The 20721-nt window shown below is 40.6% G+C and carries 20 protein-coding genes and 1 pseudogene; 6 read left to right on the forward strand and 15 right to left on the reverse strand.

The window, feature by feature from the left end; genetic code table 11:
- Positions 1-8 precede the first annotated feature (8 nt).
- Positions 9-959: a methionyl-tRNA formyltransferase gene (fmt, locus tag THEIN_RS10985; protein WP_013908741.1), complete on the forward strand. Its 951-nt coding sequence runs from the start codon at positions 9-11 to the stop codon at positions 957-959.
- Between the two features lie 467 nt (positions 960-1426).
- Positions 1427-2773 (forward strand): FAD-dependent oxidoreductase, encoded by a 1347-nt coding sequence (locus THEIN_RS10990; protein ID WP_013908742.1) that lies wholly within the window; start codon positions 1427-1429, stop codon positions 2771-2773.
- On the opposite strand, the gene uvrA is transcribed toward THEIN_RS10990, so the two are convergent.
- The 7 genes and pseudogenes from uvrA to THEIN_RS12580 all read right to left on the reverse strand — a co-directional run.
- Positions 2770-5247 (reverse strand): excinuclease ABC subunit UvrA, encoded by a 2478-nt coding sequence (gene uvrA / locus THEIN_RS10995; RefSeq protein ID WP_013908743.1) that lies wholly within the window; start codon positions 5245-5247, stop codon positions 2770-2772. The two genes, THEIN_RS10990 and uvrA, sit on opposite strands and share 4 nt — an antisense overlap.
- Positions 5248-5310: 63 nt before the next feature.
- On the reverse strand, positions 5311-6084 hold the full coding sequence (locus THEIN_RS11000) for an alkaline phosphatase family protein (RefSeq protein WP_013908744.1): 774 nt from the start codon (positions 6082-6084) through the stop codon (positions 5311-5313).
- A complete protein-coding gene (locus tag THEIN_RS11005; protein ID WP_013908745.1) occupies positions 6084-6932 on the reverse strand; it encodes an ABC transporter permease in 849 nt (282 codons plus the stop codon). The genes THEIN_RS11000 and THEIN_RS11005 overlap by 1 nt, the downstream gene beginning before the upstream one ends.
- Positions 6929-7777 carry an ABC transporter permease gene (locus THEIN_RS11010; protein ID WP_013908746.1) on the reverse strand — a complete coding sequence of 283 codons (849 nt, stop codon included), beginning with the start codon at positions 7775-7777 and terminating at the stop codon, positions 6929-6931. The genes THEIN_RS11005 and THEIN_RS11010 overlap by 4 nt, the downstream gene beginning before the upstream one ends.
- Entirely contained in the window at positions 7758-8792 is a 1035-nt protein-coding gene (locus THEIN_RS11015; protein ID WP_013908747.1) for an ABC transporter ATP-binding protein, read from the reverse strand. Before THEIN_RS11015 ends, THEIN_RS11010 begins: the two co-directional genes overlap by 20 nt.
- 55 nt (positions 8793-8847) lie before the next feature.
- Positions 8848-9909 carry an extracellular solute-binding protein gene (locus THEIN_RS11020; protein WP_013908748.1) on the reverse strand — a complete coding sequence of 354 codons (1062 nt, stop codon included), beginning with the start codon at positions 9907-9909 and terminating at the stop codon, positions 8848-8850.
- A gap of 157 nt (positions 9910-10066) precedes the next feature.
- Positions 10067-10316: pseudogene (locus THEIN_RS12580) on the reverse strand (transposase); the annotation flags it as partial.
- Positions 10317-10344: 28 nt separating this feature from the next.
- On the opposite strand from THEIN_RS12580, the gene THEIN_RS11025 reads away from it, so the two are divergent.
- Positions 10345-11106, forward strand: a complete 762-nt coding sequence (locus tag THEIN_RS11025; protein ID WP_013908749.1) for an SAM hydrolase/SAM-dependent halogenase family protein — start codon at positions 10345-10347, stop codon at positions 11104-11106.
- On the forward strand, positions 11090-11818 hold the full coding sequence (locus THEIN_RS11030; RefSeq protein WP_013908750.1) for a tRNA1(Val) (adenine(37)-N6)-methyltransferase: 729 nt from the start codon (positions 11090-11092) through the stop codon (positions 11816-11818). Before THEIN_RS11025 ends, THEIN_RS11030 begins: the two co-directional genes overlap by 17 nt.
- Here THEIN_RS11030 and THEIN_RS11850 read toward each other — a convergent pair.
- The 4 genes from THEIN_RS11850 to THEIN_RS11050 form a co-directional block, all read right to left on the reverse strand.
- The gene (locus THEIN_RS11850; protein WP_013908751.1) at positions 11782-12261 is read right to left on the reverse strand and encodes a DciA family protein; all 480 of its coding nucleotides are present in this window, start codon (positions 12259-12261) and stop codon (positions 11782-11784) included. The genes THEIN_RS11030 and THEIN_RS11850 overlap by 37 nt on opposite strands.
- The gene (locus tag THEIN_RS11040) at positions 12261-13625 is read right to left on the reverse strand and encodes a phosphomannomutase/phosphoglucomutase (protein ID WP_013908752.1); all 1365 of its coding nucleotides are present in this window, start codon (positions 13623-13625) and stop codon (positions 12261-12263) included. The genes THEIN_RS11850 and THEIN_RS11040 overlap by 1 nt, the downstream gene beginning before the upstream one ends.
- 367 nt (positions 13626-13992) lie before the next feature.
- The gene (locus THEIN_RS11045; protein ID WP_013908753.1) at positions 13993-15492 is read right to left on the reverse strand and encodes a methyl-accepting chemotaxis protein; all 1500 of its coding nucleotides are present in this window, start codon (positions 15490-15492) and stop codon (positions 13993-13995) included.
- Positions 15493-15617: 125 nt separating this feature from the next.
- Positions 15618-15863, reverse strand: a complete 246-nt coding sequence (locus THEIN_RS11050) for a DUF4911 domain-containing protein (protein ID WP_041434740.1) — start codon at positions 15861-15863, stop codon at positions 15618-15620.
- On the opposite strand from THEIN_RS11050, the gene recJ reads away from it, so the two are divergent.
- A complete protein-coding gene (gene recJ, locus THEIN_RS11055) occupies positions 15862-17565 on the forward strand; it encodes a single-stranded-DNA-specific exonuclease RecJ (protein WP_013908755.1) in 1704 nt (567 codons plus the stop codon). The two genes, THEIN_RS11050 and recJ, sit on opposite strands and share 2 nt — an antisense overlap.
- A gap of 40 nt (positions 17566-17605) precedes the next feature.
- Here the strand turns inward: recJ and THEIN_RS11060 are convergent, their stop codons facing one another.
- The 4 genes from THEIN_RS11060 to nrdR all read right to left on the reverse strand — a co-directional run bounded on the left by THEIN_RS11060 (position 17606) and on the right by nrdR (position 20342).
- Positions 17606-17905, reverse strand: a complete 300-nt coding sequence (locus tag THEIN_RS11060) for an HU family DNA-binding protein (protein WP_013908756.1) — start codon at positions 17903-17905, stop codon at positions 17606-17608.
- On the reverse strand, positions 17906-19171 hold the full coding sequence (gene eno, locus THEIN_RS11065) for a phosphopyruvate hydratase (protein WP_013908757.1): 1266 nt from the start codon (positions 19169-19171) through the stop codon (positions 17906-17908).
- Positions 19172-19232: 61 nt separating this feature from the next.
- Positions 19233-19790, reverse strand: coding sequence for an isochorismatase family protein (locus THEIN_RS11070; protein ID WP_013908758.1), 558 nt, complete (start codon positions 19788-19790; stop codon positions 19233-19235).
- A gap of 90 nt (positions 19791-19880) precedes the next feature.
- Positions 19881-20342 carry a transcriptional regulator NrdR gene (gene nrdR, locus THEIN_RS11075; protein WP_041435467.1) on the reverse strand — a complete coding sequence of 154 codons (462 nt, stop codon included), beginning with the start codon at positions 20340-20342 and terminating at the stop codon, positions 19881-19883.
- 174 nt (positions 20343-20516) lie between these two features.
- Between nrdR and THEIN_RS11080 the strand changes: the two genes are divergently transcribed.
- Entirely contained in the window at positions 20517-20720 is a 204-nt protein-coding gene (locus THEIN_RS11080) for a rubredoxin (RefSeq protein ID WP_013908760.1), read from the forward strand.
- Position 20721 lies beyond the last annotated feature (1 nt).

Raw genomic sequence — 20721 nt, forward strand, 5'->3', positions numbered from 1 at the left:
AGACCCTCATGAAAGATAAATTGCGTATCATTTTTATGGGAACACCGACCTTTGCTGTGCCGATACTTAAGGCCCTGCTTACCCGTGAAGACGAAGTAGTAGCTGTTGTTACCCAGCCTGATAAACCGGCTGGCCGCGGGAAGAGGCTTACCCCTCCCCCGGTAAAGCTTGTAGCTCAGGAGAAAGGAGTGCCTGTGTTTCAACCAGCCAAAATAAAAGACCAGGAATTTCTTGAAACCTTAAAAAAGCTTTTGCCAGATGTGATAGTGGTAGCTGCATACGGAAAAATCTTGCCTAAAGAAGTCTTAGAGATTCCCCGTTTTGGTTGTATAAACGTGCACGCCTCGCTTCTTCCCAAGTTTCGCGGAGCCGCTCCCATTAACTGGGCCATCATCGCCGGAGAAAAAGAAACCGGTATCACCATTATGCAGATGGACGAAGGTATGGACACAGGAGATATCCTTCTCATGGAAAAAATTCCTATCCTTCCTGAGGATACTGCGGGAACTTTGCATGACAAGCTAGCTCAACTTGGGGCTAAGCTTATAAACGAGGCCTTAGATAGGCTCAAAGAAGGAAAGCTCTTTCCTCAAAAGCAACCTGATGAAGGCGTGAGTTACGCCCCTATGCTTCGCAAAGAAGATGGGTTAATAGATTTTAACAAGCCTGCCAGAGAGCTTGCCAATCTTATAAGAGGCCTTGATCCCTGGCCCACAGCTTATGCCTATTTTCGCGGAAAGCTGGTCAAATTTTTTAGTCCTGAGTTCGATGAAAGAGATTATGGCCCACCAGGAGAAATTCTCGGTTTATCTCAGGGAAAACTTTTAGTAGGGACAGGCAAAGGCCTTTTAAAGATCGGAGAGCTTCAGCTTGAAGGTAAAAAAAGGATAACAGCTCAAGAGTTTTGGCGGGGTTATCGCCCTAAACCAGGCGAAAGATTTGAGGCCCAAAAGAGTTAGATATTAGAGACCTTTGCTAGCACTAGGGACAGGGATTGCTTCGCCACTTCGTGGCTCGCAATGACGGTGTAAGAAAATGGTTCGCAATGACATCACCTCTGTCACTGCGAGGAGGCCCATAGGGCCACGAAGCAGTCCCTGGGATTGCTTCGGCCTCTAGCGAGGCCTCGCAATGACAGGGTTAAATTAAAACCATACAATGACGGGATAAAGGGTCGAGGCTCCCAATGACCCTGCTGGGCCACTTTGTCGGCCCTGCGGGGGCTTCTCGTAAATATAAGTGAGAAGTGAGAGCCATCTACCATCAGCCATCTGCCATCTACCATTTAGTTACTGCGAGCCCGGATGGGCGAAGCAGTCTCTCAAGTAAAAACGTCTTGCAAAGGTCTCATGGAAATATATGCTTTGTTAACTTCCTATGATATCTTTTTGAGACATAACAAACTAAAAATAAAAGCGAGGTAAATATGAAAAAGGCTGAAATAGTAATTGTTGGAGGAGGTCCCGCAGGTATTACCGCGGCGGTTACAGCTAGAAGGCACTATCCGGATAAAAAAGTCCTTTTAATAAGAAATGCGGAAAAGTCTATTGTTCCCTGTGGCATTCCTTATATGTTTGGTACTCTTAAAGATCCCACTCAAAACATAAATCCTGACTCTATGCTTCTTAGCCGGGGGATTGATCTGATTATTGACCAGGTGAATTCTGTTGACCGGAAAGCCAAAAAAGTATTTCTGGAAAAGGGCGAAGAAATCACTTACGAAAAGCTTATCTTAGCCACTGGTTCTATTCCGAAACCGCCAGAAATTCCGGGAATTAATCTCGATAATGTTTATCTTGTAAAAAAAGAATGGAAGTATCTTTTAAACCTTCGTCGCGCTATTGAAACATCTGAAAAAATTGTAATTATTGGGGGAGGCTTTGTAGGGGTTGAAATAGCTGAGGAAATCAAAATCCACCACCGAAAAGACGTCTCTATTGTAGAAGTTCTTCCCTACCCTCTTTATAACTCTTTTGATGAAACTTTTTGTTTTGAAGCAGCACAAGAACTCGAAGCCATGGGTATTAAATTTTATACCGATGTAAAAGTTGAAAGAATCATCGGTACAAATGGAAAAGTAAAAGAAGTTGAGCTTTCCGATGGTACGGTCCTTCCTGCCGATCTGGTAATAGTTTCTATTGGGGTGGCTCCCTTGGTTGATCTTGCTAAAAGCATAGGCTTAGAAATAGGCCCACTAGGCGGTATTCTTGCTGACCGCACTATGACCACTTCTGACCCTGACATTTTTGTTTGTGGTGATTGTGCCGAAAAGTTTTCTTTCTTCAATGGTCGGCCTGTACCGGTAAAATTGGCTTCGGTGGCAGCTACCGAAGCTAGAATTGCGGGGGCTAACCTTTATTCCAAACGAAGAGCTATTCTCGGAACAATCGGTGTCTTTTCCACCAAAATAGGAAAAAAAGTTTTTGCGGTCGCAGGTCTTACCGAACGTCATGCCGAAGAAGAAGGATTTGAAGTCATTGTGGGAGAAACTTCTGCTCCTAATCGGCACCCATCTGTTCTTCCTGGGGTGCAAGATGTCCATGTCATACTCATTTTTGATAAACACACAGAAACACTCTTAGGCGGAGAAGTAAGCGGTGGTGAAAGCGTAGCCGAACTCATTAATTTAATAAGCGCCTGTCTCCTACACCGAATGACAGCAACCAATATGGCTGCTTTTCAAATGGGAACTCATCCTATGCTAACCTCCTCACCTGGTGGTTATCCTTTGGTAGTAGCGGCTGAACTAGCGGTGGTTCAAAAGTATTCTTAAGAGACTGGGGGAGAAGGGCTAATTTTGAGGAATTCTTTCAGGGCATAGGCGGTATGAGTATTTCCTTTTAGGAGATCTTTTACCGGCCCTGAAAAAAGAAGCCTTCCTCCCCTTGGGCCACCCTCTGGGCCGAGATCAATGACCCAGTCGGCCTCTTTTATAATTTCCAGGTTGTGTTCAATTACTAGCACAGTGTGCCCCTTTTCAATAAGCCCGTGGAAAAGATTCAAAAGCTTTTTAACATCAGCAGGGTGTAGCCCGGTGCTCGGTTCATCAAGGATAAAAAGAGTACCGCCGCGTTTACCTTTGATAAACTCGCTAGCCAGCTTTAGGCGCTGGGCCTCCCCTCCAGAAAGAGACGGGCTTGGCTGACCAAGAGTCAAATAATCAAGGCCGAGATCACAAAGGGTTTTAAGCGGCTCTGCCAAGTTAGGCACGGCCTTGAAAAACTCATAGGCCTCGGCCATAGTCATAGAGAGCACCTCGGCAATGTTTTTACCCTTGTAACGCACTGTCAACGTCTCTTCGTTGTATCTAGCGCCACGACAGACACTACAGGGTATATAAACTTCAGGTAAAAACTTCATCTCTACCTTGAGTTGCCCTTGGCCTTTACAGTGTGGGCATCGGCCTTCGGAAAGATTGAAAGAAAAGCGGCTGGCGTCAAAGCCTTTGGCTCTGGCTCGAGGAGTAGCAGCAAAAAGTTTTCTTATATGATCCATGATCCCCACGTAGGTTGCCGGAGTAGAGCGCGGAGTGCGGCCAATAGGAGTATGGTCCACCACTACGGTGCGCCGCAAGTTTTTAGTCCCTTTTAATTCGCGAAGATGAAGCAGGGGCAAACCCTTTTCTAAGCGCTTTAAGTTCTCAAAGAGAACCTCCATCACTAGAGAAGATTTCCCTGCCCCTGAAACCCCGGTAACCACTACTAGAGCTCCTAAAGGAATATCCACATCTATGTTTTTAAGATTGCGGGCTGAAGCTCCCTTAAGATGCAAAAATAGTGATGGTTTCCTTTCCCGGCTGGTCAGGCGATATCTTTCGGGATCTTTAAGGGCTTTGGCTGTGAGAGACCCTTCAACTTTAAAAATTTCAGGAAAAGGCCCAGCAAAAAGCACCTGCCCTCCCCTTTTCCCTCCTCCAGGGCCCAAGTCTATTATCCAGTCCGCCGCTCTCATGGTTTCTTCGTCATGTTCTACCACAATGACGGTATTTCCTTTTTCCTTTAGCCGGTAAAGGGCTTTCACCAGCAGAGCATTATCCCGTGGATGGAGCCCGATGGTAGGTTCATCAAGTACGTAACAAACGCCGGTAAGGTTTGAACCCAGTTGGGCGGCCAGACGCACCCGCTGGGCTTCACCTCCTGAAAGGGTATCACCGCTCCGGTTTAGGCTCAGATAAGAAAGGCCAACTTCAGCTAGAAAACCGAGTTTGGCCACAATTTCTCTGACAATGGGACGGGCTATCATTTCCTTTTTGCCGGAAAATTTAAGCCCTTCTAAAAAGGCTATGGCTTCTTTTATGGAAAGTTCGCCAAGGCTTCCCAGATCAAGGCCATGCAAACGAAAGGCCCTGGCTGTTTTATTTAAACGAGTGCCCTGACAAAAAGGGCAAGTTTCTTCGTCTATTTTGCCTAACCCTCCGCAATGGGGACAAGCACCGGCCTTAGTGTTAAAGGAAAAAAGTAACGGATCAGGTTCAGGGAGGCTTAAGCGACATCTTTCGCAAAAAGCCTTCTCATTTAAAATGATCTCTTCGTCTTCTACAAGCAACACCGCTTCGCCTTGGCCTTCGCTAAAGGCCTCTTTTAGCAAAACTTCCAATTGGCCTTTAGCTGTTTTAGAAATAACTACTTCCCCTATTACTACTTCAATGGTGTGTTCCCTGTAGCGAGAAAGGTCTGGAACCGGAGGGATTTCTCGCAGGTGGCCATCTATCCGCACCAGCGCCTTCCCGGCTTTTAAGGCCCTTTCAATTACCGGCCGGTGAAAGCCTTTTCTTCTCCTCACTTTTGGAGCTAAGACCAGAGCTTGTTTTCCGGTATAGCGTTCAAGTAATTTAGCTAAAATGGTTTCAAGGTGAGCAAAACCCAGTTTTTCTCCACACTCTGGACAAAAAGGTTCACTTGCTCGGGCATAAAGCAAACGTAGGTAGTGGAAAATCTCAGTAAGAGTTCCTACTGTGGTGCGCGGGCCGGCCTGGCTGGTTCGCTGCTCAATGGCCACTGTAGGCGGAAGGCCCGCCACCAAATCAACTTCGGGCTGTTCGTAAAGTTTAAGAAACTGGCGAATGTAAGACGGAAGGCTCTCCAGATAACGTCTTTGACCTTCTACAAAAATTATATCAAAGGCAAGGGTTGATTTGCCCGAGCCTGAAACACCAGTAATTACGGTAAAAGACCGTCGCGGTATTTTGACGGTAATATTTTTCAAATTGTGGTGCCTGGCTCCGATGACTTCAATGTAAGTGCTCATTAAAAAAGAAAAGATTCCACAATTTGGACGTGTTAACAATAGAATTGTTTAGGATTACTTATCTTATTTTGTAATAAAAGGCGTTCCTTCCCAGTTAATAGGTATATTAATGCCAAAATAATTTAAAATTGTTGGAGCAATATCAATAATACCTACTTTTTTATTAAATTCTATATTATTGGAATTTCGAGAAATGAAAAGTAGCGGAACAGTCATAATTTCTTTCATTAAAACATAATGTCCATACTCATAGCCACCGTGGTCACTGTGTATGATGAAATCGTATGTTTCACCTAAGCTTTCAATCAAAATTTTTACAAGTTTGTCAACGGTTTTGGCTGTTTCAATGTACTCTTTTGACATCCATTTATATTTATGTCCAACTTCATCAAGGGCTCCCAGGTATAGGAAAATAAAGTCTGGTAAGTGACTTTTTATATTTTCTAAAAGAAGAGAAACCATCTTTATGTCGCCGTTGATTGTTAAATCATCTATAAAATATTTGACAAGATTATTGTTGTGTCCAAAAGCTTTTTCAAGAGTTTTCCAGTTAAAATAGGCAGAACAGGAAAAATTATTTTTTGAAAGTATTTCAAATAAATTTGGTGAGTTAACTTTGTAGTCGTCGTGGATAATATTGTAAAAAACTCCGTGAGTTAGTGGATTGACACCAAAGAATATAGAATAAAAGCAAGGTAAGGTTATTGGAGGGATAACAGATTGTACATTATTTGAATAGTAGCTATTTTTAGATAAGCTGTGTAAAAATTGGCAGTATTTTTTATCTATAAGTTCCGGTCTGAAACCGTCTATACTTATTAAAATTAACTTTTTCACTATTTTCTCCTGAAACCAAGATTTATAAGAGAAAGCACTGTAATCGTGATAATAATAAGAAAAGAAACTGCATTTACAATAGGGGTAAGGTTGTATTTAACTTGAGAGTAAAGATAGATTGGTAAAGTTGGATCTGAACCGACTAAAAATACGGTTGTATTGAAGTTTGAGAAGCTTATCAGAAATCCAGCTAAAAAAGCTTTTATAAGTGATGGTCGTAAAAAGGGTATTATTATGTATCTTAGTACATCAAAACGTGAAGCTTTTAGACTCAAAGCTGCTTCTTCAAAAGTTTTATCAAATTTTTTCATCTGTGCTTGAATTATAAGCATACTGTATGAAGTAACAAAGGATATTTGTCCTATTACTACCAACCAGAATCCTGGTGATAGGTAGTTTTCTAAATTGATGGAAGTATGGTCTTCTAAAAAGTAAAGTATTGTAGTGGCAAATGTGAGAATTGCTATTCCAAGAATTACTCCTGGGATAATTAAAGGAGAGATTGAAAGGTAATAAAGGATATTTTTTGCTTTAGATTTTGATTTTTCAAAATATAGTGATGCGGCAAGGGCAATTATCAGAGAAATCAGGGAAACAATAAAAGCTGTCTTTAAACTAACAAAAAGAGCGTGCAAAAGGTCTTGATTGTGAAAAACTCCTATTCTTTGTCCATTACCTACAAACCAATCTAAAGTAAAACCTTTAAAAGGAAAGCCTATGTAATCTGCATTATTAAAAGCTAAAATAGAAATTACAACAAGGGGGACAGTCCAGAAAATAAAGAAAAGACATATATATATCCAGACAAAGAAGTTATAACTTTTAGATGTTTTGATTGACCTAATCATTTTACTACCTTCCTATAGCTTTGACCGGTGAGTTTTATAAGTGTCCATATAGACAGAACAGCTCCTGTTAAAAGCAAAAATCCAAAAGCTGAGCCTAAATTCCAATTCATTGTTGTTAAAAAGTTGTCATAAATAATTTCTGTAAACCATAAGGCACTTTTTCCACCTAAAATGTTTGGAACCAAGAAATCGCCGATTACAAGTGTGAAAACCATTATGGCACCAGATACAATTCCCGGCATTGCAAAAGGAATAATAATCTCTTTAAAGATGCTGAATTTAGAAGCTCCTAAATCCAGGGCTGCTTCTATAAGAGAGTCATCCATATTTTCAATCGCCTGCATAATAGGAAGCAAGATAAAAACAAAAGAGACATATAAAAATCCTAAAGTCATACTAAAATGCGTATTAAGGAGCCTTGGGAAATTATGTATTCCAATAGAATTTAAAATGTACTTAATGAGTCCAGTATCTGAAAGAGTTACCATCCATCCATAAACGACTATGAGTTCACCAACACCTAAAGGAATAAGAATTATTGTTATTAAGAAATCTGACAATTTTTTTGGTAAATTCTTAACTAAGAAGAAAGCTAAAGGTGTTGCGAATAAAAAGGATAAGAAGGCAATGAAAAAGCCGTTTAAAAAAGTAAAAATGAAAGTTTTATAGTATATCTGTTGTTTAAAGAATTTTAGATAATTTTGAAAAGTGAATTTTCCTTCTTCTGTTGTAAATGAAGAATAGATAAGCCCTATATGTGGAAGGATAATTAAAACAAACACCCAGAGAAAAACAATAACAGCGTAATATTTAACAAGTTTGTCTTTAGAAAACTCTGACTTCATCTAATTTTATCCCTAATTTTATTTTTTCTCCTGCTTTTGGAATTTGAGATCTTTCTTTTACAGTTATAAGCAAATCATCGTTGTATTCACTTTTTACAAGTAATTTTGTTTGAGGGCCGTCAAATAGAACTGTTTCAACTATTCCAGTAAAAGTAAATTCATTCTTGTCAGGATTTAAGATAAAACTTTCAGGACGTATAAATATTTCTTTTATATTCTCATTTTTAATTGAATTGACTGGAATTTTCATACCACTTTCAGTTATAAGAGTTCCATTATTAAAAGCTTTTACCTTAAATCTGTTATTTTCACCTATAAAAGAAGCTACAAAATGAGTTTTCGGATAGTTATATAGGTTGAAAGGCTTATCTATCTGCTCAATTTTTCCTTCATTTATTACGGCAATTCTGTCGCTCATAACCATTGCTTCACTTTGGTCGTGTGTAATGTAGATAAATGTTGTCTTAAACTCCTTTTGTAAAAGTTTTAGTTCTATCATCATATGTTCTTTAAGTTTTTTGTCTAGTGCACTTAATGGTTCATCAAGTAAAAGAATTTTTGGTTTCATAATTAGACTTCTTGCTATTGCAACTCGTTGCTTTTGTCCGCCGCTTAGCTCGCTTATCTTTCTATTTTCAAATCCCTTAAGGCCAACTTTTTCAAGCATTTTTAAAACTTTTTCTCTTATCTCTTTTTTGGGGAGCTTTTTCATTTTTAGTCCAAAGGCTACATTTTCATAAACGTTCATCATTGGAAATAAAGCTAAGCTTTGAAAAACTATATTTACTTCTCTTTTCTCTGGCGGAAGGTTATTGATAATTTTGTTGTTTATTTTTATTGTGCCTTCATTAGGTATAAGAAAACCAGCTATTAATCTTAAGATTGTTGTTTTACCAGAACCAGAAGGGCCAAGTATAGAAAAAAATTCTCCTTCTTTAATAGAAATATTGATATCCTCTAAAACTTTTACTTCACCAAAACTTTTTGAAACGTTTTCTATCCTAAGGATGTTCATTAGTTATTACCTCTAAGGAAGTGACTGTGGCAGGAAATTTCCTGCCACAGTATTTTTATTTGCTTGCTGCTGCTTTAATTCTTTCAAGAGCTTCAGACTCAATTTTTTCACATGCTGCAGGCAGTGCTGGATACCATTTTATGTTTTCAAGATTTTTCTTATCAAATGTTCTCTGCCAATCTTCTTTAATCTCTTTTTTGACGTATTTTTCTACTCCATTGGATGCACTTTGGTATCTTTCATGATTTACAAAGACAGCTGCATTTTCAGGTTTAAGCATAAAGTTAATAAACTTGTAAGCTCCTTCTACGTTTCTACTTCTTCTTGGAATAGCAAATGTATCAATCCAACCAAGAGCACCACTTTTAGGAGCTATAAAGTCAATATCAGGATTTTCTTTGTGAAGGTTCCAGCCGATACCGTCCCAGCCTGTTTCAACCCATACCTTTCCGCTTCTTGCAAATTCTCTCTGCTGATCGCCACTGTTCCAGTAAGCATAAACGTAGCTTTTTGTCTCTATAAGCTTTTGTGCTACTTTATCTATCATTTTCTTATATTCTGGAATATTATGGTAAAGTTTGAAAGGATTGTATCCCATACTAAACGCAACACCTATAAGAAGAGGTCTTTTAAGTCTGTATGCAATGTGTCCTTTATATTTAGGGTTGTAAAGATCACTCCAGTCATTTGCATCTGGTGCATACTTTTTGTTTATAATAAGTCCTGTTGTTCCGAAACAGTAAGGAACTGCATAGCCACCAGAAATTTCTTTTGTGGCTTTTAAAAGTGTAGGTTTTATGTTTTTTGTTTCTATTTTTGAGTAGTCAAGAGGCTGATAGATTTTATATTTTTTGGCGGCAAATAGGATTCTGTCTGCTGAAGGCTGAGCAAGGTCAAATCCGCCACCCCTTGTTGCTCTTAGCTTTGCGAGCATTTCTTCGTTGTTTGAGTAGGTGATTTTAAGTTTGATTCCTGTTTCTTTTTCAAATTTTTCCTGCAACTCTTTCGGAATGTAGCCTTTCCATGTAATGATTCTTAAAACTTCTTGAGCATTAACCGAACTTACTAAAATTGTTAAAAAAAAGCCTACCAATAAAAAGTTGAAAAATTTCTTCATTTTTTACCTCCCTAATTATTTGTATTTGTAGGCGAAAAGTTAATGATAGTTTTTGACGATATGGTTACAAAATTAAGTAGATTTTTAGAATATATAACCAATTTTTATAAATTTTTTTAATAGTAATGCTAACTAAAACAAAAAAATATCATAAAAGAGGACGTCTAGCCGCTTTAACCAGACGAGCATCAATGATTTTGCCAGAACGAAATTCAAAACCCTCTTGAGCGGGCTGCCGTTTAAGTTCTTCAAAGCACCTACGATAAAGGTTCAATTGAGATCAGAACGGAAACGAGATATAGTAGAGTAGTCAGTAAAGGGGTCAATAGCAGAGAGGCAAGGAAACAACGGTAGAAGAGATTAGCTTTGAGCATGAGTTCCATTTCCGGGTCAGAGTGGCCGTAGATTTATTATCAACAAGAAATTAAGATAAAAATGCCAATTATCCTTTTAACAGATTTCGGCTTAAAGGATCATTATGTAGGTGTAATGAAAGGGGTAATTAAAACCATTGCCCCTCAAGAAGATATTATTGACTTAACCCATGAAGTCCCGCCGCAGGACATAAAAGCCGGAGCGTTTCTTCTAGGTGTTTCTTATCGTTATTTTCCTGATGGAAGCATCTTTGTGGCCGTGGTTGACCCGGGTGTGGGTACTGAAAGAAAAGGCATTCTTGTTTCTACTGGAAAATACTTCTTCGTAGGCCCTGATAACGGCCTTTTTTCTTTTGTCCTTGAACAAGAAAAGACTTTTTTCGCCTGGGAGTTAAAAAACAACTTTTACTTCCGCCGGGAGATAAGTATCACTTTTCACGGAAGAGATATCTTTGCACCTGTAGCCGCCCATTTAGCCAGAGGCGTCTCTCCTAAAGAGTTCGGCCCGTCTTTAAAAGAAATTAAAAGGCTTCCCTGGCCAAAAGTTATAAAAGATAATAACTCGCTAAAAGGGGCCGTAATTTATGTGGACCGCTTTGGCAACTTAATAACCAATATTCACATAAGAGACATTACTGGAGAAATAAAAAAAGTAACTTACCAGGGCCTTGAAATCCCTTTTCTTAAAACCTACGGGCTAGCTCCACCGGGAAACCTTCTCGCTCTCATCGGTAGTGAAGGTTATCTTGAAATTGCCGCCTCCCAGGGAAGTGCCGCTCAAAAACTTGGCTCTCAAGGCGAAGTCCATGTGGAACTTGCCTGAACACACCACTGAACACTTGCTTGACGGCTCTCTAAAGGTCTTTCAACCCCGCACAGGCTATCGGTTTTCCCTTGAAGTCTTTTTACTAGCAGGTTTTATATCACCGCGGCCCCAAGAAAAGCTCCTTGAACTAGGGGCTGGCTGTGGCGTAATTTCCCTCATAGTCGCTTTCAGGTATAAGTTTAAATTTCTGGTTGGCCTTGAAATACAAAAAGAACTGCTCAAATTTTTCGCCCACAACATAAAAATCAGTAAATTTTCCGAAAAAGTTTATCCCTTACTGGGTGATGTAAAGAAGCCACCTTTTAAGGCCGGCTCTTTTGAAGTGGTATTTACCAACCCGCCATACTATCCCGTTGGCAGCGGACGGCTTTCACCTGACCTTCAGGAAAGGCTTGCCCGGCACGAAATTCTTGCTTCATTACAAGATTTTATAAGCTGCGCCGCCTGCACTCTCAAAAACAAAGGGCGGTTTTACCTGGTGCATTCGGCCAGACGCCTTCCAGAAATTATAAATACCTGTCTCAAAAAACGGCTTATGCCCAAAACCTTGCGCCTAGTTTATTCCTATCCAGGCTCTGAAGGAAAGCTTGTACTTTTGGAAGCAGTTAAAAACGGCGGTGCCGAACTTAAGGTGCTCCCTCCGCTTTTTGTTTACGAAAATCGCGGGGGAGATTACAGCGAAGAGATGAAACGCCTCTTTGCCCTGTGAGAATGCCTTTTGGCCAGTAATGTAAGCCGCAATTTAAGAAAGGCCTTTCTTATTTCTTCGTCTTCAATTAGGGCTAATTCTTTTTCCAGGCGAGTTATTAAGGCCTTTGAGGGGGAAACTTTTTGTAACCTTCGTTTAGGTTTGTCTTTCTTGAAATAATTTTGTTTTAAAACCAGGCGAATTTTTTTAAAAACTGCTTCCCCTGCCCTTTCGTTTAAACGGGCAAGTAGCCGTTTTTCTTCAAAACGCAGGCGCTGGAGCCAGATGTTATCACTCACTTCAAGGGTAAGCACTCCTCGGGCAAAACCTAAAGGCCTAACCGCGCTGGCTATCTGCGGCCCTACTATATCTTCCCAGGTGTCAAGCACCTGGGCGGCGACAAGGCTCTTACTCCAGGCCGGCGCCGCCCATAAATTTTTTAAAACCCGATCAATTTTTTCCATTAAACTTCTTGCTTTACCTGCTCAAGCCTTTCTTCAATGAAGCGCCTGATTTCTTCAAGTCGTTTTTCATCTTTGGCCTCAAAACGAAGCACTAACACCGGCTGGGTATTTGAAGCTCGCACAAGCCCCCAGCCGTCTTCAAAAATCACCCTGGCACCGTCAATATCAATAACATTTAGGCCTTCGGCCTTAAGTTTTTCCGTTAAACGACGCACAATCTCAAACTTTTTATCATCAGGGCATTCAACCCTTATTTCAGGGGTAGAAACCATCTTGGGAAGGTCCTTTAGCATCTCTGAGAGAGGAACATCTGATTTGGCTACAATCTCAGCCAGCCGTAAAGAGGCGTAAACTGCATCATCAAAACCGAAGAACCTGTCAGCAAAAAAGAGATGCCCACTCATTTCACCAGCCAAAACGGCTTTTTCTTCTTTCATTTTGCCTTTAATAAGCGAATGGCCGGTTTTCCACATAATAGGTTTCCCGCCAAGGCGAGCTATTTCGTCATACATAACCTGTGAACACTTGACCTCGCCAATGATGGTGGCTCCGGGCCTTTCTTTCAAAATCTCACGGGCAAAGATTATGAGAAGCTGGTCTCCCCAGAGGATCTTTCCTTTATCATCAACCACGCCAATGCGGTCCCCATCACCATCGTAGCCCACACCGAAATCAGCACCAATTTCAAGCACCTTCTCACGCAAGTCTTTGATGTTTTCTTCAACCGTAGGATCAGGAAAGTGATTAGGAAAAGTGCCATCTACTTCACAATAAAGAGAAGTAACTTCACAACCCTGATCCCGAAAGGCATACGGCGCCGTAAGGGCTGTTACCCCGTTGCCGCAATCAAGCACCACTTTAAGAGAGCGGGAAACTTTAATGTTTTCCTTTAAGTATTTAAGATAACTAGGTAAAATATCGTACTCTTCTAAATTTCCAGTTCCGGTTTCGAAGTCTTCTTTTTCTATTAATTTTCTAATTTTCTGAATTTTAGGGCCATAAAGGGTTTCTTTACCGAGGCAGATTTTAAAACCGTTAAACTCTGGTGGGTTGTGAGAGCCGGTTACCTGAATACCTCCGTCTATCCCTTCAAGCGTAAAAAGCGAAAAATACATAACCGGTGTGGGAGTTACACCGATGTTGACTACATTTATACCGGTGGAAAGGATACCGCGGATAAGGGCCTCCTGGAGTTTTGGGCCAGAAAGACGACCGTCACGGCCAGAGACGACCTTTTTGCCGCCAGCGCGTTTTACCATAGTGCCGTAGGCCTTGCCAATGGCTTCAGCCACTTCTACGGTTAAGTCTTCATCAACCCGGCCGCGTATGTCATATTCCCTAAACATGAGCGGATTTACCTTCATGCCCCCCTCCTCTTTTTGAAGATAGCTATTTTTTAGCACAAATTTATTTTAAACCAAAATTTATTTTTGATTTTCTTAATCCCAGTTTTTAGGTAACAATTATCATCGCTAACATAATCGCTAAAGCGAAGTAACCCTTGCCGTCACTGCTTCGCTCATGGTGACAATTGGATGGGCATTGCGAGTCCTCGCGAGCCCCATCGAGGGAGAAGCGATCCCAAAAAATCCCTTCGCTCGCAACGGCAGTAATTTGTCATTTATTTAATGAGCCCATAAGTGTTTATTTTCAAAAATTGGAAGAGTTGAAGAGTGGAAAGGATTTATTGGAGAGGAGGACACACACAATTGGTCCTCCTCTTTTGATAATTTAAACTTTAAACTTTGAAGCTAGTTCTTTAAGACGGCCGGCAAGAGTTATCATTTCTTCCGATAGCGCCTTGCTCTTAAGGCCTTTTTCCGCGGTCTCTTGAATGGCTACAGACATTTTTTCAACTTTTTCTTTGATTTGATCAGCACTTTCAGCAGACATGTTAGCTGCCTGGCTTATTTCGCCCATCATGGCCGTCTGTTCTTCTACGGCGCTAGCAATCATATTAGAAATATCATTTATGCGGCTGATGATTTCGGTAATCTCTTCAATAGCTTTAACCGAAGCCCGGGCATCTGTCTGGATGGCCTGAATCTTTCGCGTAATCTTTTCGGTAGCCTGGGTGGTCTGGCGGGAAAGCTCTTTTACTTCTCCGGCCACTACGGCAAAACCTTTGCCAGCCTCTCCTGCACGAGCCGCTTCAATGGTAGCGTTTAAAGCCAACAAATTAGTTTGTTCCGCAATACTTTGAATGAGATTTACCACCTCACCGATTTCTTCTGAAGAAATACTAAGTTTATTTACGATTTCATTTGTTTCCTGAGCTTTTATGACGGCATCGTTAGCAATGTGGGCTGCTTCGGAGGTATTTTTAGATATTTCGGTAATAGCTTCTACCATCTGATCTGAAGCTGCCGAAACAGCTTTAATGTTTTTATTAATTACTTCTTCGGCCTCTTTTACTGCCTTTCCTTCTTGGGCAAGATTTTGGGTGTGTTCTGCTACTTCCTCCCCTGCTCTATAAATTTCTTGAGAGGCGTTATATACTCTGTCAGAAGATTCTATTACGCTGCCAATGGTAACTCTTAAACGATCCGTCATTCCTTTAAGAGATGATAAGAGGCGTCCAATTTCATCGTTAGTTAGCTTTGGAAACTTAACGGTAAAGTCTCCTTCTGAAATCCGTGTTACCAAGGCTACGGCCTGCTCAATAGGAGTGATTATCTTAGTTTTAGCCAGCCACCATATAATCATAAGCATAACTATACTGATTCCAGAAATGATTATCTGATAAACGCGAAGTCTTTTAAGCCCAGCCACTGCCCTTTCTTCTAATTTATTAGTCAAGTCGTTAGCCAAAGAAAGGATTTCAAGATTATGGTCCATAATATATTTAAGGGCATTTGGATCTTTAGTTTTTAAGTAAAGATCAAGCGAGCTTTTAAATTTTTGCCAAGCCTGGTTTAGCTTTTCCCAGCTGGCCAAAACTTTAGGATCTTCCATAGGAGCAAGGCCAAAATCTGGATCTCCATTTTTGATAGCCTTGAGATGCTTGTCAAACGAATCAGCCTTTTTTTTAGCACCAATAAAATCCTGACTTAATAAATCTTTGACTATCTGTTGACAGAGGGTTCTCTGGAAACCGGATACGTTTACGTAAAGTGCGTCACTATGGTTTTTTTGAATGACTACGAAAACCACCAGTGCGTTCAAAATACTTAAAACGAACATAATTACAATAATGGCTTGCACCCGTGCCTTAATGGTATTTAACTTCATGTTATCCCTCCACAGCTTTAATTAAATGTCTATCTTTTTTTTCGGTAAAGAAAAAAAATACTTAAATTTTTCAGCAAAGAAAAATACTCTCAAAAAATTTATTATTATATAAAAGTTTTTATAATTTATGTTAAGGAATGTAAATTGATAAGGATAGGTAGATGCTTGAGTAATTCCTGTACCTTCTCTTGTTCTTCTCTATCAAAACGAAGAATTATACGGCCACCGGGTTTGATAGTCATGAAAGCCAGATGTCCAGAGGCTTCAATTACAAACTTAACAAAATAGACCTTCTCTTTAGGGACCTCTATCAATAAACACATCTCTTTTCTTGACAGCTCATTATTTAGCCCGTTACTTTTCTTGTCCATGAAAAAAGACCCCTTCTGGGTGGTAGCTCCACTTAATCGAGAACTCACTTTAAAATTGGCCAGCGAACTCGAGTTACCCCCCCTTTTAATTCATATCCTGCTAACACGCGGATTAAATGACCCGCATGAAATTTATCGTCATTTAAATCCCAAACTTTCAGACTTTCCAGATCCTTTCCTTCTAGAGGACATGGAAATAGCGGTAAAAAGATTAATCAAGGCTATCCAAACCCGGGAAAACATTGCTATTTACGGTGACTATGATGTAGACGGCACTACTGGTGCTGCCATTGTTTATCTTTTTTTGAAAGAACTTGGACTTGAGCCGCAGGTCATTTTCCCTCATCGCGAAAGAGATGGTTATGGACTCCACCCTCACCTGGTAGCTTCCCTCAAAGAAAAAGGTATAACCCTTTTAATCTCAGTTGATTGTGGCATCAGTGCCTACGAAGCCTGTCAGGTTGCCCGGGAAAAAGGGCTTGATGTTATTATTACCGACCACCACGAAGTTCCAGAAAAACTGCCAGAAGCCTTAGCGGTTATTAACCCCAAAAGAAGAGAAAATCGCTATCCCTTTAAAGAGCTTGCCGGAGTAGGCGTGGCCTTTGCCCTTTTACGGGCCCTTAGACAAAGGCTCTACGAAGAGGGATTTTTCTCCAAGAGCCCACCGAAGCTTAAAAGTTATCTTGACCTGGTAGCTTTGGGTACTGTCGCCGATATCGTACCCTTGTTTGGTGAAAATCGTCTAATTGCCTGGTTTGGACTGGAAGAACTAAAACAAAGCAAACGACCGGGGATTAAAGCCCTTAAAAAACTAACGGGCCTTGAAAACGGCCGCTTAGATACCAACAGCATTATGTTTCGCCTGGCCCCGCGAATAAACGCTGCTGGTCGTTTAAAAGAGGCTATGCTTGCTTTTAAACTTTTTATTACGGAGGATGAAGAAGAGGCCCAAAATATTGCTGAAGAACTCCACCAATTGAACACCAAAAGACAGCAAATAGAAGATCGCATTTTAAAAGAGGCCCTTTCCCAAATAGAAAAAAATCTCGGTTTTGACCGCTTATCTTATGTGCTTGCCAGTGAAGACTGGCCACCCGGCGTAATTGGTATTGTGGCTTCAAGGCTTCAGGAAACTTTCTATCGACCAGTAATTTTGCTTTCATTGAAAGACGGACTTGCCCGAGGTTCTGGCCGAAGTATACCAGAAATAAACCTTTATCAGTGCTTGGCAGACTGCTGTCAGCATTTAAAAGCCTTTGGCGGGCATCCCGCAGCCGCTGGCCTTAAAATACTTGAAAAAGACATAGAAGCCTTTGCCAAAGAGTTTGAAGAAATAGTCAAAGCGAGACTTGATGGAAAAATTCCCAAACCCCGTCTCCAATTGGACGCTTGGGTCAGAGTAAAACATATTCTTGATCCCTGTTTTTTAGAAAATTTTATGAAGCTCGAACCTTTTGGTCCGGGATACCCTGAACCTCTATTCGGTTTGAGAAACTTTCAAGTAAGGAATATATCCCTTGTCAAAGAAAAACACTTAAAATTTTTTATATGGCAGGAAGGCGTTGGCCTTGAAGCAGTAGCTTTTCGTTTTGGGAATTCCATCCCTGAAACCATAAAAGCCCTTGCGGGAAACCTTGAAATTACAAGCTTTCAAGGGAGAAATTATTTGCAATTAAGGATTAAAGACCTGAAAAATTAATACTTTTGGCGACAGTTTTTCTTACTTATAGAAATCTAGGTTAGTTTAATTCTTTTAAAAATTTGGCCGAGGCTTTGAAAACAATTCTTTTTTTAGGAAGGCTTTTTTTAGTTCCGCCAGAAGAAAAATCTCGTACCAGCTTAGACTTACCTTTTTTTATCTCAAAAGTGCCAAAGCCAGAAATTTTTATATTTTCTTCCTCTAAAAAGGCTTCTTCCAATATAGCCAAAATTGCTTCTACCGCCTCTCTTGTTTGAAAGCGAGAGGGCCGTAAACGTTTATATCGCTTACCAGCCCTCTCGTAAACACGCTCTAAAAATTCTTTTCGTCCGCGGCTCATCTAAAATGCCCGTGGCCCGGCGAATTCCGCCGCTCCCCCAAGGTCATCTTCGATACGCAAAAGCTGGTTGTACTTAGCCACGCGTTCACTGCGGCAGGGAGCTCCGGTTTTGATCTGACCGCTGTTCACCGCTACGGCAAGGTCAGCAATAAAAGTGTCTTCGGTTTCTCCAGAACGATGAGAGACTACTGTGCGCCAGCCAGAAGTCTGGGCCAACCTGATGGCATCAAGGGTTTCTGAAACCGTACCAATTTGGTTCAGCTTTATCAAAATAGCGTTGGCTACATTTTCAGAGATCCCTCGAGAAAGGCGTTTTATGTTAGTGACAAAGATGTCATCTCCTACCAGTTGTACACGGTGGCCAAGGCGTTCGTTGAGAAGTTTCCATCCGTCCCAGTCATCTTCAGCAAAGCCATCTTCAATAGAAACAATAGGAAATTCTTTAACCAGTTCTTCGTAAAAAGCTACCAGCTCATCCGCGTTGAGTTCTTTCCCTTCCAGGTGATACTTTCCGTCTTTAAAAAATTCACTAGCTGCCGCATCAAGGGCTAACGCTATATCTTTCCCAGGACGATAACCAGCTTTTTCAATAGCGGTAACTAATATTTCCAGGGCTTCTTTGGTACTATTTATTTCTGGGGCAAAACCACCTTCATCACCTACAGAAGTTCTATATCCCTTTTCTTTGAGTAATTTTTTGAGAACATGATAAGTCTCGGCACCGTAACGCAAGGCCTCAGCAAAACTTGGTGCTCCCAAAGGCACTATCATAAATTCCTGTATATCAAGGGCGTTATCCGCATGGACTCCGCCATTTATCACGTTCATAAGAGGAACAGGAAGGATCTTGGCCCCTACCCCTCCAAGGTAGGCATAAAGAGGAAGGCCTACCTCTTGAGCTGAGGCCTGAGCTATGGCCATGGAAACCCCAAGAATAGCGTTGGCCCCAAGGCGTCTTTTGTTTTCTGTGCCATCAAGTTCGATAAGATACTGGTCTATTTCAGCCTGGGCCGTAGATTCCATGCCTACAAGCTCTGGAGCAATAACGTTATTTACATTGTCAACCGCCCTCAAAACACCTTTGCCAAAGTAACGGCTATCGTCTTTATCGCGAAGTTCAAGGGCCTCGTAAGTGCCTGTGGAAGCCCCTGAAGGTACCGCGGCCCGGCCATAAGCACCACCTTCAAGCCATACTTCTACTTCTATGGTGGGGTTTCCGCGTGAATCTAAAATTTCTCGGGCTGATATTTGAACGATTTCTCCCATAATTCCTCCTCAAGTCTTTTTTTATTATGATGGCGGAAATAGACAAAAATTACAACCAAAATTATTTTAAGTAGGGTAGCATGGCCTTAAATTGAGGAGTGCCGGCCTTTTCAAGGAATTCGTAAATAATCATCTCGGTAGACATTATCTGAGCGCCAATGTCTCTTAAAAAGGCAAGACCGTATTCCATGTTAGCAGCGGTACGGGAAGAAGTAGCGTCAGCGGCCACTACTACTTCAAGACCCTCAAGAAGAGCTGAAAGAGCTGTCTGATAAACACATATATGCGTTTCTACCCCACAGAGAATAATAGTGTCACGTGTTGGCCTGAGGTTATCTACCGCTGCATGTATATCTTTGTTTTTCAAGGCGCTAAATTCGGTTTTGTCATAAAAATTCATTCCTTCAAAAAGAGGAGCCAAATCTGATACATAAGGCCCCAAGCCTTTAGCGTATTGAGTGGCTGGAATAATTGGCATTTCAAATGTTTTGGCCAAGTGGACCAATAGCGAGATGTTCTTAACTACACGGTCAGCCTCGTTGATAACGGCCATAAGTTTTTCTTGAGGATCTATGACCATGAGAAAAGTGCTTTCTGGTTTTAAAAATTTCTTCTCCATAAAGACCTCCTTAATTGTTGTGATGAAAATTAAAAAACAAAAACCCCTTATACAAGGCTTTAGAGGCTATTAACTCATAAGTTAAAGGAATTAGGTCTTTTTATTTTTTAAAAGTTGTTGGATTTGGTCAATAAATTCGTTAACATCCTGGAACTGACGGTAAACAGAAGCAAAGCGCACGTACGCAACTTCATCCCATTCGTGGAGTTTGGCCATTACTTTCTCACCAATGAAAGTAGAAGGAATCTCTTTTTCTCCTGATTCTAAAAGTTCTCTTTCAAGTTCGTTTACAAAGCTTTCTATCTCTTCCATACTGATGGGCCTTTTTTGACAGGCCTTTTTGATACCTTCAATAACTTTTTCTCTGACAAATGGCTCTCGACGGCCATCACGCTTGATTATCATAGGAAGTTGCATTTCCACTCGCTCATAGGTGGTGAAACGATACCCACAAGCAAGACATTCTCTTCTCCGTCTTATGGTAGCTCCGTCTTTACTCATGCGGCTATCAATTACTTTTGTTTCCATATGTTCACAGGAAGGACATTTCATAAACTCAAATTTAATTCTAAAAAAAACTAAGGTAAAGAAATTATTTTTTTGATTTACCTTACAAAGCATATAAAACAAATATTCAGCGTGTTAAAAATTTGAATTAAAAATTATTCTTGACTAAGAAATTATATTTTTTTAAATTAATTATCAAATAAAAATAGGAGGGTGGCCATGAGCAATAACATATATGAAGGAGCTTATATTTGTTCTACTACTAATTGTGGATACATATATGTTCCCTCAAAAGGCGACCGTAAAGGGAAAATCCCACCAGGAACCCCTTTTGAAGAACTCCCTGAAGACTGGAAGTGCCCTGTTTGTGGGGCTTCAAAAAAAGCGTTTAAGCCCATGCAAGAAGTTGAATCCTCAAAATAAG

Source organism: Thermodesulfatator indicus DSM 15286 (genome assembly GCF_000217795.1).
In the GTDB taxonomy this organism is placed as follows: Bacteria; Desulfobacterota; Thermodesulfobacteria; order Thermodesulfobacteriales; family Thermodesulfatatoraceae; genus Thermodesulfatator; species Thermodesulfatator indicus.